The 17,501-nt window shown below is 42.7% G+C and carries 14 protein-coding genes; 5 read left to right on the forward strand and 9 right to left on the reverse strand.

What is annotated here, in order from left to right:
* Positions 1-7 precede the first annotated feature (7 nt).
* The gene (locus DRB05_RS04390; RefSeq protein WP_128725853.1) at positions 8-661 is read right to left on the reverse strand and encodes a class I SAM-dependent methyltransferase; all 654 of its coding nucleotides are present in this window, start codon (positions 659-661) and stop codon (positions 8-10) included.
* Positions 662-1,297: 636 nt separating this feature from the next.
* Positions 1,298-1,930 (reverse strand): c-type cytochrome, encoded by a 633-nt coding sequence (locus DRB05_RS04395; protein ID WP_128725854.1) that lies wholly within the window; start codon positions 1,928-1,930, stop codon positions 1,298-1,300.
* Between the two features lie 453 nt (positions 1,931-2,383).
* Here DRB05_RS04395 and yihA point away from each other — a divergent pair, with 453 nt between their 5' ends.
* Positions 2,384-3,022 (forward strand): ribosome biogenesis GTP-binding protein YihA/YsxC, encoded by a 639-nt coding sequence (yihA, locus tag DRB05_RS04400; RefSeq protein ID WP_128725855.1) that lies wholly within the window; start codon positions 2,384-2,386, stop codon positions 3,020-3,022.
* Between the two features lie 24 nt (positions 3,023-3,046).
* On the opposite strand, the gene DRB05_RS04405 is transcribed toward yihA, so the two are convergent.
* The 3 genes from DRB05_RS04405 to polA all read right to left on the reverse strand — a co-directional run bounded on the left by DRB05_RS04405 (position 3,047) and on the right by polA (position 7,505).
* On the reverse strand, positions 3,047-3,577 hold the full coding sequence (locus DRB05_RS04405; RefSeq protein ID WP_128725856.1) for a DUF1285 domain-containing protein: 531 nt from the start codon (positions 3,575-3,577) through the stop codon (positions 3,047-3,049).
* Entirely contained in the window at positions 3,564-4,133 is a 570-nt protein-coding gene (locus tag DRB05_RS04410; RefSeq protein WP_128725857.1) for a YceI family protein, read from the reverse strand. The genes DRB05_RS04405 and DRB05_RS04410 overlap by 14 nt, the downstream gene beginning before the upstream one ends.
* Positions 4,134-4,748: 615 nt before the next feature.
* Positions 4,749-7,505, reverse strand: coding sequence for a DNA polymerase I (gene polA, locus DRB05_RS04415; RefSeq protein ID WP_128725858.1), 2,757 nt, complete (start codon positions 7,503-7,505; stop codon positions 4,749-4,751).
* A gap of 432 nt (positions 7,506-7,937) precedes the next feature.
* On the opposite strand from polA, the gene elbB reads away from it, so the two are divergent.
* From elbB to DRB05_RS04430, 3 genes are all read left to right on the forward strand, one after another.
* On the forward strand, positions 7,938-8,588 hold the full coding sequence (elbB, locus tag DRB05_RS04420) for an isoprenoid biosynthesis glyoxalase ElbB (RefSeq protein ID WP_128725859.1): 651 nt from the start codon (positions 7,938-7,940) through the stop codon (positions 8,586-8,588).
* A 245-nt stretch (positions 8,589-8,833) separates the two neighbouring features.
* Entirely contained in the window at positions 8,834-9,226 is a 393-nt protein-coding gene (locus DRB05_RS04425; protein WP_128725860.1) for a cytochrome c5 family protein, read from the forward strand.
* A 218-nt stretch (positions 9,227-9,444) separates the two neighbouring features.
* A complete protein-coding gene (locus DRB05_RS04430; RefSeq protein ID WP_128725861.1) occupies positions 9,445-12,015 on the forward strand; it encodes a diguanylate cyclase in 2,571 nt (856 codons plus the stop codon).
* Here DRB05_RS04430 and rep read toward each other — a convergent pair.
* A complete protein-coding gene (gene rep, locus DRB05_RS04435; protein WP_128725862.1) occupies positions 12,001-14,016 on the reverse strand; it encodes a DNA helicase Rep in 2,016 nt (671 codons plus the stop codon). The two genes, DRB05_RS04430 and rep, sit on opposite strands and share 15 nt — an antisense overlap.
* A 191-nt stretch (positions 14,017-14,207) precedes the next feature.
* On the opposite strand from rep, the gene DRB05_RS04440 reads away from it, so the two are divergent.
* Positions 14,208-14,477: an accessory factor UbiK family protein gene (locus tag DRB05_RS04440; RefSeq protein WP_010376312.1), complete on the forward strand. Its 270-nt coding sequence runs from the start codon at positions 14,208-14,210 to the stop codon at positions 14,475-14,477.
* Positions 14,478-14,543: 66 nt separating this feature from the next.
* Here DRB05_RS04440 and can read toward each other — a convergent pair whose 3' ends face one another.
* Genes can through DRB05_RS04455 form a run of 3 tightly spaced genes read right to left on the reverse strand, consistent with a single transcriptional unit; the run spans position 14,544 to position 17,488 of the window.
* Positions 14,544-15,212, reverse strand: coding sequence for a carbonate dehydratase (can, locus tag DRB05_RS04445; RefSeq protein ID WP_128725863.1), 669 nt, complete (start codon positions 15,210-15,212; stop codon positions 14,544-14,546).
* A complete protein-coding gene (locus tag DRB05_RS04450; protein WP_128725864.1) occupies positions 15,212-16,408 on the reverse strand; it encodes a methyltransferase in 1,197 nt (398 codons plus the stop codon). The genes can and DRB05_RS04450 overlap by 1 nt, the downstream gene beginning before the upstream one ends.
* Before the next feature lie 27 nt (positions 16,409-16,435).
* Positions 16,436-17,488, reverse strand: coding sequence for an ABC transporter substrate-binding protein (locus DRB05_RS04455; protein WP_128725891.1), 1,053 nt, complete (start codon positions 17,486-17,488; stop codon positions 16,436-16,438).
* Positions 17,489-17,501 lie beyond the last annotated feature (13 nt).

Consider the following 17,501-nt stretch of genomic DNA (forward strand, 5'->3'; position numbering starts at 1 on the left):
TCTCGCGTTAACTACGCTTGGTGAGAATGATGACATCATTCCCAATAAATTCTAAATCACAATCCTGCTGCGCGGCAAAATACGCAAAACTTTCCCGGCTAAAAAATGAAATGTGCGTTAGGTCATTTTTATAGTGCCAATTCGCAAAGCGTGCTTTATCGATGACAAGTTTGGTCATCAAGGCCAGCGGTTTACCCACTTTTAAGAGTGCTAACAATTGCGCTAATACTTTTGCAGGCTCTGCTAAATGTTCTACCACTTCTGTGCTCACGATAAAATCATACTGACGACTCAGTACACTGGCATCATTAGCATAGTACAGGTCAAACAAAGCTACCTGATGTCCTGCTTCTTCAAGCATTTTTGCAAGCAGCGGCCCAGGCCCACAGCCAAAGTCTAAGCCTTGGCTTGGTGTCACCAAACGTGCCAACAGTGGATCCGCCACTCGTGCTAGAAAGCGACGATAGCCTTCATCGGCCAGGTCGTTTTCATGGCTATCATAGATAGCCTTTTCTTGAGCTGGTGTTAATCTCGACTTGGGATCAACCATCACCAACTGGCAGGTTTGACATTGCCAGTACAGTCGATATTTGTCTTGATGGTAGGTTTCAAGCTGATTACCTTGGCACAGGCCACAACTGAATAGAGTTGAATCTTGCAACGGTCAACAGTGATTGTTTAATAAGGCGGCTATTGTATCAGGTATAATAGAGGCAACCAAATAAAAAGGCGGCAGAGATCACTCTCTACCGCCTACTAATCTGAGCGTCACAACTGGACACTTCTCCCTTCGACTTTTAAGTCTTATTATTATTCTTTTTATTTTATTGTCGTCCGTATTGTTTTTATTTTAGACTTCCGTGACACTTTCCATATTGTTTTTATTATGAGACTTCCGTGATTTTCTTATTCTCGGTCTTCCTGACTCTTTCTTGATAATCCTTTGTATCCAACTAGATACATAACTTTGCCACCTACGCTTCCGTATCGAATTGTCCCTTTTTTTGTATTGCTTGGCGACAACGAATAATCTACGCTCCTGAGCTTGAGTTACAACTGTTTAATAACAAATTTCTTACCTTAATTTTTTTAATTAAACAGAAAAAAGATGAATTACATAAACTTACACTGAACAAAAACTTAAAAATAAGCTAAAACTCACATATAGCCCAAGCAGATATCTTACAAGAAAAGTGAGATATATCTCACAAAGGTAACAACAAAAAAAGGCAGCCTATGCTGCCCTTTTTTCAATAGTAAGAGTTTACCCTGAGAGAGGTAAACTCACTATACGACTTTAGTGTAGACCACCTAAGTACTTAGATAATACTTCGATGTCTTTGTCTGTCAGCTTCTTCGCGATATCACGCATCATACCGTTCATATCATTGTTGCGAGTACCATCACGGAACTTTTCAAGCTGTGCCTTGATGTATTCTGGATGCTGGAATGACACTTTAGGGAATTTAGCTAAAGAAGTACCGTTACCACGAGGACCGTGACATGCAGCACAAGATGGAATGCCACGTTCTGCATCACCAGCTTTATAAAGCTGCTGACCCGCAGCAACAACATCTTCAGGCGTTGAACCCGCAGACATAGATAAAGAAGAGAAATACGCAGCTAAGTCTTTCATATCTTGATCTGATAGCGGCATAGCCATACCACTCATCACAGGATCCATGCGCCCTTCTTTACCACCAGACGTCATACCTAGCTTAAACTCTTGTAGCTGCTTGTAGATATAATCTGCATGCTGACCTGCGATTTTAGGATACATAGTCACAGGGGCATTGCCATCTGGACCGTGACATGCTGCACACGTTGCAGACTTTGCTTTACCTGCTTCTGCGTCACCATCGAATGCCGATGCGTTGCTTGCTGACAACGTACCAAGCAACATTGTTAAAGTTAATGCTATTTTTTTCATGGTAAATTCTCTGTTTCCGACCCTGTAATTTGTACCCTCGCGAACAAAGTCGCTCTCTTTATTGCTCGGGCAAATAATACCAATCAGTACTAATTAGGTTGTTATGTTAATCAGATGAATCATACATGCAAACTTAGCAAATATAACGCCAAACAGCACCGATCCATCTAAATACGCCTTGCTCAGTAGTGACTACTGATAGGTATACACTTTAGATTGACATTGCAATTCCTACATTCTACACGATATTACTTTCTCTGGCACGTTTTCTGCCCATATTAAGCTTATAATTTATAGGGACTTGACCTAGATTAATTAATATTAGGGCGAGGCTTCGGCCAATTTGCGATAAAAGCAGCGTTTAGAACAAACCCCACAGTACTTTTGGTTTCCGCCATACTGTTATAAAATACGCAATTCCATCCGCGAAAGTTTAATCAGTTAGGAGTCAGCGTGCTAAAATCTCGCGTAAAATACAATCAGGCACAATTTATCACAAGTGCCCCAGATATCAGTAAACTGCCACCAGACACTGGAATTGAAGTTGCTTTTGCGGGTCGTTCTAATGCTGGTAAGTCGAGCGCACTCAATACGCTTACAGACCAAAAACTGGCACGCACCAGTAAAACACCTGGTCGAACTCAACTTATAAATACTTTTTCTCTAGGCGAAGATCAGCGTTTGATTGATTTACCGGGCTATGGCTTTGCGAAAGTCCCATTAGAGATGAAGAAGAAATGGCAAAAAGCGCTAGGTGAATATTTACAACGCCGCAAATGCCTAAAAGGAATTGTGGTATTGATGGATATTCGTCACCCTCTCAAAGATCTCGATATGGATCTCATCAATTGGGCAACCAGCAGTAATATACCGGTATTGGCCTTGTTGACTAAAGCCGATAAGCTAAAGCAAGGTAAACGTAAAGCAGAAGTACTACAAGTACGTCGTGCTCTATCTGAAATCGACGGTGACATCACCGTTCATGCGTTTTCTTCTTTAAAGGGCATTGGATTAAACGAACTGGCGTGGAAATTGGATGATTGGTACTTAGGTCCGTTTGTGAAAGAAGCTCAAGAGGAAGCGAGCGAATAATCAAAACGTAAACACAGGGCGCGCTTAGCTAAGATAAAAGCGCGTCTTGGCCGACATCAGATAAAAGCCTTTTTCATCTTCCTCGAGCAATTCAGCCCACTGATAATAGACATTTCGTGAAACTCTAGCAGTTAAACCATAATTGAGTGTGAGAAATGGAATATCTCCCCCATTAACTTGCTCAAGCGCCAATGGAAACACATCACAGATGGGCCACTCACGACCTAAATTGTCTATCGCAATAATACAAGGTGATAACCCCAAAGCCGATGCTTCATCGCAGTAACGCCATTGCTCGATAATAAAAGGATGAGCAAGTACTTCAACCTCACAACTTTCTGCTGGCGTTTTTAACCAGTACTGTTGACCATCAAAGGTTAAGACACTTGCAAACAAGGCTACTAGCGATTGCCGTTTAATTTCACGCCCTTGATGAAACCAACGACCATCCGCTGCAATTTTGATATCAGAAAAACCGCACGACGGCGCCGACCAATTTTCGGTCGGCGCATGAGTCGTAACATACTGTTTGATTAACGCATCAATTTTGTTCATCAAAAACCAAGTTGAAGCTAACAGGCACGCTAGTCGCGATAGTCTTCAGACCCGCAATTTCTCGTAGCGCTTCAATCCCCTTATCTAACCCAAACTGCTTAGAATCGAGAATAAACGCATGTACTGGCGTAACCACCAAGCCATTAGCACTTTTCGTTATCAATAAGTCTAAGCTGATCTTTTGGATCTGACCATGCAGTGTCAATGTTGCTGTTACATCATTGATTTTTTGTGTACCAACTTTAAGTTTAGCAAGTACCTCTGAAACATCAGCATTAACTTTAGCCTTTGGGTGTTGCGCTACGTTGAACAGCATCTTTTGCATGCGTTCATTACGGATCGGGATCATCGTTTCAACGCTTGCCAAGTCAATATTAACCTCAAGTTCGCCTTTAGCAGATAGTGTGCTATCTATCGTTTTAAAATGATGTACTTCTGCAACACTAGTCTGTTTCACAGACACAAAGCTAACATCGCTTTGTTGTTGATTGAATTGCCAAGCAGCAAACGCCTGAGAAGAAATAAGTGCACTACCTAAAAGAAGGTACTTTAGCATGACGACTTCCTTATGAAATGAGAGTGAATTGCATTTGAGCGCTCAGTGTAAAACGCAGTGCAAATTAAATAAACCTTTAATCATAAACTCGTCGTTATGTTGGAATACTTTTATGCTCATGATATTCATTTTACAGCGGGAAAATAGCTTTAGTAGCCAAGCAAAAATTTTGTGATTTAGTTATCCTAGACGAAAAATTTTTAGCGAAGCTAATAACAGTTTCACCTGTAGATTGATTGGGTAGTTACATCAATTGGTATCATCTTTGGGGAGAAAAGAAAAAGACGGCCCGTAAAAATTACGAGCCGCTATAGCAATCTGGGGAGAAGCTATCAATACACTGTATCCTCTTTCGAGAGATACATCATCAACAGGATGTCCTACAGGATGAGGACGGCGCGAACTCTAACAAATAGACGTCCAGAAATAAACACCAAAAAGCAAAACTTAAGCCAATTTGATAAACTTTCAACGTTAATTTGTTTTTTGTTACTAGAGATTAACAGGAGCTACAAAATTAAGACGCTATGCTGCTAGTGTATACTTGCAAACAAAAATGAATAAAGTTGCACTAGTCTAATTGATTAGTGCAACTCGGGTAGATTTTTATTTCAACTAGTGCGCTTGTTCCCAGTTGTCACCACTGTCGGCTTCAACTAATAACGGTACATCAAGTGTTGCCGCTGCGCTCATTAACTCACAGATCTTTTCACTGTATTCAGCAACTTTGTCGCTGTGTACTTCAAACACTAATTCATCGTGCACTTGCATAAGCAACTGGATATCATTGCTATCACAGCCTTGTAGCCATTCATCCACTTTAATCATCGCTTTTTTGATGATATCCGCCGCAGTGCCCTGCATCGGTGCGTTGATGGCAGCACGCTCAGCTGCTTTTCTGCGAGCGCCATTACGCGCATTGATATCCGGTAGATACAAGCGGCGACCGAATAAGGTTTCAACATACCCTTTATCTGCAGCTTCTTCACGCGTGCGCTCCATATACTCTAATACACCTGGGAAGCGTTCAAAGTACATATCCATATAATGTTGCGCTTCATTTCTTGGAATATCTAACTGACGTGACAGACCAAACGCACTCATGCCATAGATCAAACCAAAGTTAACTGCTTTGGCTTTGCGGCGCATATCAGAAGTTACTTCCTCAAGCGGCACGGAAAACACTTCTGATGCCGTTGCACTGTGTACATCTTTACCTTCAGCAAAGGCACTCAACAACCCTTTATCTTGTGACAAATGTGCCATGATCCTAAGCTCGATTTGGCTGTAATCCGCCGCGACAATTTGTTTATTATTGTCAGCAACAAATGCCTGACGAATACGACGTCCGGCTTCATTACGGATCGGAATGTTCTGCAAGTTTGGATCGCTTGAGCTTAGGCGGCCCGTTGCCGTAACAGCTTGATGATAAGAAGTGTGTACACGACCAGTATCCGCATTAACCAATTTTGGTAATTTGTCTGTATAGGTTGATTTCAGCTTAGCCAAGCCACGGTGTTCAATAATAAGTTTTGGCAGTGGATAATCATGCGCCAACTCTTGTAGCACTTCTTCAGCCGTTGAAGGCGCACCTTTTGGCGTTTTCTTAATCACTGGCAACTCAAGTTTGTCGAACAATATCGCTTGTAATTGCTTTGTTGAACTCAGGTTGAACTCCTCACCTGCAATTTCAAAAGCTTGTTGTTCAAGCTCACCTAAGCGTTTTTCAATCTCGATACTTTGTTTCGCTAGCATATCGCCATCGATGTGCACACCTGTGCGTTCAATGCGAGAAAGTACGCTCAGCAGCGGTAATTCAATCTCCGTAAACACCTGCTTAAGGCTATTCTCCTTTTCAATTAACGGCCAGAGGTGTTGATGCAGTCTCAGCGTGATATCAGCATCCTCCGCAGCGTAAGGAGCCGCCTTTTCTAGCTCAATTTGGTTAAAGGTCAGTTGGTTTTTACCTTTGCCTGCGATATCTTCAAAGCTAATGGTTTTATGGCCTAAATATTTGAGCGCCAAAGAGTCCATATCGTGGCGAGTACCTACGCTGTTAAATACGTAAGACTCCAACATGGTATCAAAAGCGATCCCCTGCAGCTCTAAGCCTGCACGAGCAAGCACACTTTGATCATATTTTAAATTTTGACCCACTTTTTTGATCTGAGGATCTGCAAGTAGTGGTGCCATGATCTCGAACACTATGTCTTGAGAAAGCTGCTCGGGCGCTCCCACATAATCGTGATTGATTGGTAAGTAAGCCGCTTCGCCCGGTGCAACCGCAAAGCTCATTCCAACTAGATCCGCCTGCATATAGTTAACACTGGTGGTTTCAGTATCAAAAGCGATGAGCTGGGCCGCTTTTAACTTATTTACCCAGTCATCAAGCTGCGCTTTTGTTAAAATGGTCTCGTATTGGGTGTCGACCTGTGCCGCTGCTGGAGCCGACCCTTCAGCCTCCACATCAACGATGTCAGCTTGTGACTGACCATCCAGCAGTTCAGCTAACCAACGCTTAAATTCACACTGACCATATAGCTCGATTAAGCGATCTTTATCCATCTCAGCTATCTTAAATTGCTCTAAGTCTTGCTCTACTTCACAATCCAGCTTAATGGTGGCTAACTCGTACGACAGCCTTAGCTGCTCTTGATGTTCCTTTAATTTTTTCGCCATGGTTTTCGAGCCACGAAAACCTAAGTCAGCAATTTTGTCTAAGTTTTCGTAAAGCGAATCAATTGAGCCTAACCCCTGAAGCATCGCCAATGCCGTTTTTTCACCAACGCCAGGTACACCCGGAATGTTATCGACCTTATCTCCCATTAACGCGAGATAGTCGATGATCAAGTCAGGACCAATACCAAACTTATCCACGACTCCTTCAGGGTCTAAGATCGTATTCGTCATTGTATTGATCAACGTGACATGTTCATTGACCAATTGTGCCATATCTTTATCACCAGTGCTGATTAGCACATGGCGACTCTGCTCCGACGCTATTTTAGAGAATGTACCGATCACATCATCGGCCTCGACACCACTTATACTTACCAGTGGCAGGCCCATTGCTTTAATAATTTCGTGGATGGGCTCAATTTGCGTTCTCAGATCATCCGGCATAGGTGGGCGGTGTGCTTTATACTCGCTATACATTTCGTTGCGAAAAGTCGGCCCTTTGGCATCGAAGACTACTACCATATGACTGGGTTGATATTGCTTGAGCAAACTCTTAAGCATATTTATCACACCGTAGATCGCACCAGTTGCCTCACCTCTTGAATTTGTTAAATGCGGTGGCGCATGATAAGCACGAAATAGATAGGAAGAACCATCAACCAAGATCAACGGATTTTGAGGGATCTGAGACATAAATATTGGATCCTAAATTAGTCTTTTGTGGAGTAGAATGTAAGGATGCCACAAGGCACATGATAAAACGAGTTTCGCGTTATCTCATCATTTAGATAAATCGTGCTGCACCTGTGGATAACTTTGTAGACAAACACAAAAAATCGCTCCGAAACTTTGATTGAAAAGTCAGAGTAAGAATTAAAACCTTGATTTACTTGCGTTTTTTGTGCCTTTTTTATTGTTATTATCTTTATCACTTTGTGGATAAAGAATTTTTTTAGTCACGCTTAACAAACTGGGTGAGTAAAAAATAGCCTGATTTTCTCAAGCGGAGGAGTATACTAACACAATTGATCAAAGATCATAGAAGATCCTTTATAATTTTTTAATTCGTGCATAATTCTTTTTATGCATATAGCGCGTATGATGTGACATTGAAAGGAGAAGTGAATGAAAAAAGTAGCGGTAATTTTAAGTGGCTGTGGTGTCTTCGACGGTGCCGAGATCCACGAGTCAGTGTTGACTCTACTCAATCTTGAAAAAGCTGGAGCTAGCTATCAATGCTTTGCGCCGAATATTGATCAATTCCATGTGATCAATCACATCAGCGGTGAAGAACAAGATGAACGTCGTAATGTTCTCGTTGAAGCAGCCCGTATTGCTCGCGGAGAAATTGCAGATCTGGAAACATTAAATGCCGATGAATTCGACGCTTTGGTCCTACCGGGCGGGTTTGGCGTTGCAAAAAACCTTTCCGATTTTGCCTTTAAAGGCGCAGATTCTACGATTCTTGAATGCGTAAAACGCGTATGTCGTGAGTTTAATCACCAGCAAAAACCTATTGCCTATTTATGTATTGCGCCGGCACTTATCGCCCATATCCATACACCAGGTACACTCGCAACCATAGGTAATGATGTTGATACTGCAGCGGCAATTAATACGCTTGGTGCAAAACACGTGGATTGTGAAGTAACCGAGATCGTCGTTGATGACAATGAAAAAGTGATTAGTACTCCTGCATATATGCTGGCATCATCAATCCTTGAAGCTGCGACCGGCATCGAAAAAGCAGTAGTTAAGTTAATCGAAATGGCATAAAAGCGATCGATACAAGTTTTTCCTCGTATTATTAAGGAAAATGCGTCAAGGTCGACTGACTCACATCTCGGCCTTGCGCTAATGCAAATTTAGGCAAAAAAGCTTGCCCTAACGCAATAAATTAATGGTTTTAACCATTTATACTCAAGTTTACGTTTTATAAATGAACAGGTGGCGTTATAATCCCGATAATTCCGTCATCCATTATCGTGATTGAACACGTTCAAACGAAGTGAGCAAGGTAAATGAAAAAACTTTCAGCAGCACTTTTATTGCTATCAACAGCCGCAGTTGCGCAACCATACGACAATTCTCTAACTGAAGAAGCGATTAAAAAACGTCTTCAGCCTATCGGCTCAGTATATTTAGCTGGCGCTGAAAGTGCAGCAGAAGCCGAACCATCAGGTCCTCGCTCAGGTGAGCAGGTTTATCAAGCAGCATGTTTTGCTTGTCACGGCACAGGCGCACTGGGCGCACCAAAAACAGCTGACGATTGGGCTCCTCGTCTAGCAAAAGGCTCTGACGTGCTATTAGACCATGCTATTAACGGCTTCAATGCGATGCCTCCTCGTGGTACGTGCATGGACTGTTCTGATGATGAGATTGCAGCAGCAATTGATTTCATGACGAAGCAATAAATATTTTGGTTACAGACTGAAACCGAAATGGTTATTGAAAATGCAGCGTAAAACGCTGCATTTTCACCTCTTTCATAGACATATAAAAGCGCCTTTAACATGGCGAAAATTCTGTCTTGTTCACCTACGAAGAAAGAAAAATTTACACTTGACCACTACAGCTAAAAGTGAAACTATTAAGCTCAATAATTAAACAACAATAAGAACTGGTTTCGTCATTGGAAGAGCCATCACAACAGGTTAGGAGACTATCTCGGCGAACCGCCAGATTAGAGTCTTTACTTAAAAAGTATAAAAGAAAGTCTCAACTTCAATACACATTAATTCAATTATCAGAACAGGCGAGCACTGTTGCTGAGTTAACCCTGTTGTACCCAGCAATTCATAATATTCTCTCTCAATATTTGCCTAGTAAAAGCTTTTATGTGGTATTACAAAATCGTTTTACTCAGGCACTAGAGTTATCTTATTTTGTCGATGAAAAAGACGGAATATCTGTTCCACTTCATGAAGCACATCACTTTAAAGATGGTGTGACGGGCTTTGTATTTAAGTCCGGTGAAACCGTATACCTCACCAAAGACAATATGCTAGCTCGGGCGAAAGCTGGTGACTTTAAAATAATGGGTAGCCAAGCAGAGCACTGGGTGGGAGTACCTATCTATCGCGATGGTGCGATTATTGGCGTTATGGTGTCACAAAGCTATCTTGCAGATCAGGCTTACAGCGATGACCAAATTGAATTACTTGAGGTCATGTCACTGTATTTAGCGACCGCTATTGAGCGGGTTAAAAAGCGTGAGTTGTTAGAGTCTGAAGTGAAAATCCGTACTCGAGCGCTAATGCAAAGCAATGAAGCACTAAATAAAGAAATAGAAAATCGCAAGCGTGCTTTAGAAAGACAGCAAATCTTATTTAAAATCTCAGAGCTAGCAACCCAGTTCTCTGATATTGACGACGTTTACCAGCAAGTTCATGATATTATTCGCTCCATCACCTTTGCTGACAACCTTTATATCGCTTTATACGATACAGAAAAGAATTGGCTTACCTTTCCATATCACATTGATGAAAAAACGAGCTATAAGCCTCGTCCTTTTGCAAAAGGATATAGTGAGCTAGTTATTCGAACAGAACAAAGCCAGCTAATAGACAGTATACGCGCCAAAGCCCTTGCACTCGATGGTACGGTAGAGCGCCCAGCTGGCTATAACCACAAACTCGCAGCAACAAGTTGGCTTGGTGCCCCATTAAAAACGGCCACTGGCGTCATTGGTTTGATCGCATGTCAGGCTTATGATCATAAATACGAGTTTAATTATGATGATGTCGAGCTTATCTCTTTTGTATCGAATCAGATCGCTACCGTATTGCAAACCCATTTGGCAAATCAAGCACTCAAGATTAGTCATCAGCAGTTAGAACACCGTGTGGCAGAGAAAACGAAAGAGCTACAACAAACCAACTTACATCTACAGATGCAGATGGAGGAACGTAAAAAAATTGAACAGCAGCTTTATCATGATGCCCATCACGACTCGCTCACAGGTCTACCCAATCGCAGTTTGTTTTTAACTCAGCTCGAAAAAACGCTGAAAAAGCATCACCGATATCCCGAAGATAATTTTGCCGTTCTTTTTATCGATTTAGATAAGTTTAAAGACATTAATGATGAACTAGGCCACCAAGCTGGTGATCAATTTCTAGTATGGGTCGCTCAGTCATTCTCCGAATGTATTCGTGAACACGACTTACTAGCAAGACTTGCTGGTGATGAGTTTGTGATCCTACTCGATCACCTAACTGATCGTCAGCAGGCGGAAGATGTCGCTAAACGTATCATTAAAGTCATGCAACAACCTTTCTGTTTAAAGGGTGTGTGTATGCAAAGTGGTGCCAGTATTGGCATTACCTATAGTAATAAATTATATCGTAACACCGATGAAATTATCAGAGATGCCGATGCTGCAATGTACTATGCCAAGAATGCAGGTCGTGGCAGATATGAATTTTATCACCCGCTACTTACCGCGAGCTCAAACGGTCATAAACAGCAAGAGCAGCATCACTTAGATAAGCTCCCTACCCACTTCCGCTGCACAGAAATCGTAAACTGGTCAGATAACGCTCAGCCAATTGGATTTTTGGAAGCCTTTGGCGAACATCCGGTATTAGGTAGTACGAGTTTTGATATTCTGAAAAAGTTTGCAGCGGAAAAATCTCAGCTGCTTGAAATTGAGCTGCACCTGCTTAACAAAGCCCAAGAAATAACTCATAGCCGTGATGAAGATATGCTATTTGGTTGCTCTGCAATGTTATTAGAAAGCGCACATTTTGACGCGCTAAAGCAGCAACTTAAACGACAAGAAAAAGCTCTTTGCTTGCTCTTCGAAGAGAGCGAAATTCGCTTTGCGTCTAGCCAGCAGATATTAAACCTCAGAACCTTAGCCGATATGGGGATCCCTATTGGCTTGAATAATTTTGGTAAAGATCGCTGCGATCTCACCCTGATCAGTCAAGTCGATTTTACTTATCTATTATTAAGCTCGACGTTTAGTAAACGCGTCTTACAGCAAACGAGCTATGAAGTTCAATTACAAGGGATCTTAGCCGTTACTAAGGTGAAAAGTGTTAAAGTCATCGCCAGAGGTCCTGCAATTTTAAACTTTAGAAGCTTACTGGAAAAGCACGGCTTGCAGTTGTTCTTTGGTAAACAGCAGATGCTGGACAAAAACAAAGGACGTAAAGCCTTTATCCAAAACCTCGATAACGAATCAGTCCCGTCTTAGCATAGCCCGTAAATTCGCAACGTTAGACTTACCTTTTTCCATTCGCTCTGCCTGTGTCGCCACAGGCTTTTTTCCTTCAATTTGTAAATCATCTTGAGGCAACTCTTGTACAAAACGACTTAACTCAGGGGTGATCTGCTCGCCAAATTGACGACGACTCTTGGTATAGGTCAAAGTTAAGGTTTGCTGAGCGCGAGTTATGCCAACGTAAGCCAAACGCCGCTCTTCTTCGACATTGTCTTCATCAATACTCGTTTGATGAGGTAACAAGCCTTCTTCCATCCCCACCATAAATACGTGTGGATACTCGAGACCTTTAGACGCATGCAGCGTCAATAACTGTACTGCGTCTGAGTCATCTTCCTCTTCATTGCGCTCAAGCATATCTCTTAATGTGAGTTTGCTTACCACTTCTGGCAGTGTCATAGCGGGGTTATCTGCGTCTCCCGTGAGCATATCACTTATCCAACGATATAATTCTGATACGTTTTTCATCCGCATTTCCGCAGCTTTTGCACTTGGTGATGACTCGTAAAGATACGCTTCGTAATTAATTTCTCGGATCATATCTTTTACCGCTTCCAAGGTATCTCCGCGGGTTGCTCGGTCGGAAAGCTCAACCACCCAGCGCGCAAACCCCATCAATGCATTTAAGCCACGACCCGCCAAACGTTCCGCGAGCTCTGACTCAAAACACGCAGCAAATAGACTGATATGGCGTTCGTTGGCAAAGCTACCTAGCTTTTCTAATGTCACAGGACCAATCTCACGCCTTGGGGTATTGACGATACGTAAAAATGCGTTGTCATCATCTTGGTTCACTAGGAATCGTAAATAAGCCATGATGTCTTTTATTTCACTGCGTGCAAAGAACGACATACCGCCACTAATTTTGTATGGAATACGGTTGGTCATGAGTGCCTTTTCAAACACTCGAGCTTGGTGATTACCGCGATAGAGCAATGCATAGTCGCGATAGCTGGTACGTTTCATAAACTTGTGTGAAATGATCTCTGCGACCACACGCTCTGCTTCATGTTCTTCGTCACGAGTCGCTATCACCCGGATCGGGTCGCCATACCCCAGCTCACTAAACAGCTGTTTATCAAATTCATGGGGATTATTAGCAATAAGAATATTTGCGGCCTTTAGGATACGACCTGCACTACGATAGTTCTGCTCTAGCTTGATAAGCCTCAAACCCGGAAAGTCTTTGCTCAGCAGCACCAAGTTTTGCGGTTTAGCGCCACGCCATGAATAGATAGACTGATCATCGTCGCCAACCACAGTAAAACGTGCGCGCTCACCAACTAGCAGCTTCACTAACTGATACTGGCTGGTATTGGTATCTTGATACTCATCCACCAGCAAATAGCGGAAACGTTGCTGCCAGCGCGCTCTCACATCAACCGACTGATTCAAAAGCAAAGTTGGGATCATAATAAGATCGTCAAAGTCTAACGCATTGTAAGCACGCAACTGCGTTTGATAACGCGCATAAAGCTGAGCGAATAGCGCTTTTTGTGGCTCTCGCGCTTCTCGAATAGCGCGCTCTGGCAAAATAAGCTCATTCTTCCAGTTACCAATCTGCATCTTTAGCAAGTTGAGTAAGTCTTTATCACGCTCAAGTTCTTTTTCAGTGAGTTCACTCAACAACTGATTGGTGTCTTGATCATCAAACAAGGAAAAGCCGGGTTTATAACCTAAGGTCTTGACCTCTTTTTTAATGATTTCCAGCCCTAATGTATGGAATGTCGACACCCACAAACCCTTAGCTTCTTGCTTGCCCAAAGTTTGTGCCACCCGTTCACGCATTTCTTTCGCCGCTTTGTTGGTAAAGGTGACCGCTGCGATATTCTTTGCTTTGTATTCACACTGCTGCACTAGGTAGGCAATTTTATTGGTAATAACCCGGGTTTTACCTGAGCCCGCCCCTGCCAATACAAGGCATGGACCACTGATATATTTTACCGCTTCGTCTTGTTTTGGGTTGAGCTTCATGCAACTAATCCGGTTATCTTCTCGCTTGGCACAATGTTGGCAACAACTGTCAGTGCTGAGGGGTTGAGGAATTCTTATAAACAGGCCCTAGTTTATCGTATCCATGTAAAACTATGAAGCGAACCTTTTCCGTCTGCGACGCATAAGGTAAGATGAACTGTGTATACTGACTCGCAAGCTAAGGTAAGAAGATGATTAATCCAGCCAAAATTGAAGAAATTGCTAAGCAAATTTCCAGTAACATGCCTCAGGGCGTAAAGAATCTTGCTGAAACATTTGAAGCAAGAACGAAACAGGCGATCCAGAGCAAATTATCAGAAATGGATTTTGTTAGCAGAGAAGAGTTTGATATTCAAAGCAAAGTGCTGATCCGCACGCGTGAAAAGCTGGTTGAACTTGAAGAAAAAGTGGCGCAGTTAGAAGCACAACTTGCCAGCCAAGCATCCGACTCGCAGGAATAAGCAACCAAAGCTTCGGATAGTAAAGCGTGCGCTTTTGGCGCACGCAAACTCTCAGCTCTGTTGACCCTAGCAATAGCGCTGATTCACGCCAAGCAGAGACTTTTCATAGCAAAGAGACAATTGCTCCATATCTTCTACAGCGTTCACCACCTCATTCAAGAGACCATCAGCTAGACCATAGACCCATCCGTGTACCGTCAAAGTTTGACCTCGCTGCCAAGCATCTTGAACGATATTGCTCTGACATACGTTACGTACCTGTTCTATCACATTTAGCTCGCAAAGCGCCGCACACTGCTTTTCTTTGTTCACTTGTTCGATAATCGCTTGGTGTTTCTCTTTCACATCCGCAACATGACGCAGCCAATTATCGATAAGACCAAACTTAGCATTATCGAGCACCGCTTGCACGCCACCGCAACCGTAGTGACCGACAACCATAATGTGATCTACTTTGAGCACCTCTACCGCATACTGCATGACCGACAAGCAGTTGTGATCAGTATGCACAACGACATTGGCAACATTGCGGTGAACAAACAACTCTCCAGGCATTAAGTCAACAATCTCGTTGGCAGGCACACGAGAGTCAGAGCAGCCAATCCACAGGTAATCTGGGTTCTGTTGTTGCGATAACTTTTTGAAAAACTCAGGATCACTGGCATTGGTGCGATCTGCCCACTGTTTATTATTATCGAGTAAGTGACTCAGCGGACTTGGGCTCGTATTACACATTAATGGTTCTCCGACTGACGTTCAGCCTGTATCAAAATATTCCTTGGGGTGAGTGACTTTTCACAAAAAGTACTAAGGGTGACATCATACCCAGCTGCTTGCAGATATAAAACCCTATCCAGGACCAACCAGATCTCAATCGCACGGCGAAACACGTGTCGTACTAACTCAATTCTATCTGTTACTTGTTTTCGTTCACGTCCAATACGTTCATATCGGTCAAAATCGATTCCATCAGGCAAGATTAGTTGTTTCTGCTCAGCAGCCCAATAACAGAAATCACTAAATGCCCCCGAAAAAATAGCCTTATTGACCGAAGGCACACTCACATAATGTTTATCTGCGGTAAGTTCTCTGCGCAGCGCATCAAATCCTAAGCGCCAACTCACTTCTTTTTTACGTACTTGTGCCACTCTTCCAGGCGCTGTAACTGTCTCTTGCAGCGCCAATTTCATATCGTGATGAGATAAATTGAGTTGACTCTGCTGCGCTTCAACGCTCATAGCTTGATAATTAGGTGGTGTAAATAAGTGATAGCAACATGGTGAAAGCGATAACTTTTTCATGCCATTCGCCACAGCTTGGGACATAAATACACGATGCAATTCGCCACATGCATGCAGTGCAATACCATGACGATTTTCAACAAAATGGTGATGAGTGTCATCTTTCAACACATCAGCACAATGGAAATGAAGGTTTAGATTTTGCCGCTTTGCGCTTTCTTCTCCTTGTCGGCATAGATCCGCTTGAAGCTCAATACTGTTTACTTCTGGCGCACCATGATAAGAAAGTAGCCGACCCAAATGACCTTTACCTGCGCACCACTCTAATACCGATGCTTTGGTTTCGTTTACTGCAGCAACAAAATCTTGCAACTGCTCCAATTTGCGTCCTTTTATACCATTACTTAACCAAAATGGTAACTCGTCTCTGTGACCCGTTTTTTGCGGTAAAACGCTTAGAGCATTCAGTTGTTCGAGTTCTGGAATGTGTTGGCTAAAAAAAGCAAAGAGGGCATCAGTGTCATTGTCCAATACGGATACTGCGTCATCGCTTAACTGCAGAAGTTCGGACTGCAGTTGTGGCCAAGGAATAGAGAGGTGCTCAAAGGCAACGATCTGCCAATATTTCCGAGTATCGAATAATAATTTATCTAAAAGTTGAAAGCGTTTGCTCGATTCCACAATAGCCACAGTTGTCAGGGAAACAATACCCTTATTCTAGCGTAATTGTTGGTGATATTTACGAGAAAAAATTAAGTGGATATACATGGGGATACAGACCAACGTCAGAATGGCAGCAATAATCAGCGCCCAAGATAAATTGGATTGTTCATTCTTCACTTCAGAATAAATAAAACGCGCCTTATGTTCATGAAATTGACTGATATTTAAGTGATATAGCTGCGCTATCCATTGCCATTTTGCCGTCGACATTTTTCCAATTGGAATATTAGCCACCTTTATGAACTCCCTCAGCTTCTCGGCTTCAAACGCCAACTGTGCCATCGATTTTTGGGTAGCATAACGCGCCTTAGTCACTGCGAGTGACTCTTCTAAATGCAACATTGCGTATCGCCACCCTTTCAAACTTGCTCGGCGAAATCGTTTAACCAAGTCAGGACGGTTTTCTAGTATGGCTTCGGTTGTGAACAAAATGTCCGCATAAACATTTAGAGCAAATTGCTTTGGGCAAATTTCACGAGTTGCTATACCACTTTGCTGCACTGCATAAGGCTCATTAGTGCTATAGACCTGCATCGCATCAAATTTACCCGCGATAAAGTCCTTAAGAGGTTCATCACCTGAATATAAGCGCATATTTTGTGTATTGACGCCAGCGCGTTGCAACATCATGAGCAACTCGCCGTTTTCTGTGTGACCTAAATGACTGAGGCGTTTCCCCTGAAAATCACGGGGAACATAAATATCACTGTCCGCCTTCACCATCCAGCAATAAGGAGAAGACTGCAATATGGCTGCAAGCGCTACAAAGGGTTTGCCACTAAGTCTTTGTTTAAGTAGGCCCGAGTGAAACACACCAAACTGTGCTTGGCCATATAACACACGAAAATCAACATTAGGGTTATTGGGATCGGCAGGAAGAATATGAACATCTAATCCTTCCTTATGGTAAAACCCCTTTTCTTTTGCCATATAGTAGCCCGCAAACTGAAATTGATGCGTCCACTTTAACTGTAAGGTGACTTTTTCAAGGGCAGCAGCCTGTATGCTAAATAAGAGAAGCGATAACGCAGCATAGTAGTGAAACATCATATCCTTGCGT

The organism is Pseudoalteromonas sp. A757 (assembly GCF_004103285.1).
GTDB lineage: Bacteria > Pseudomonadota > Gammaproteobacteria > Enterobacterales > Alteromonadaceae > Pseudoalteromonas > Pseudoalteromonas galatheae.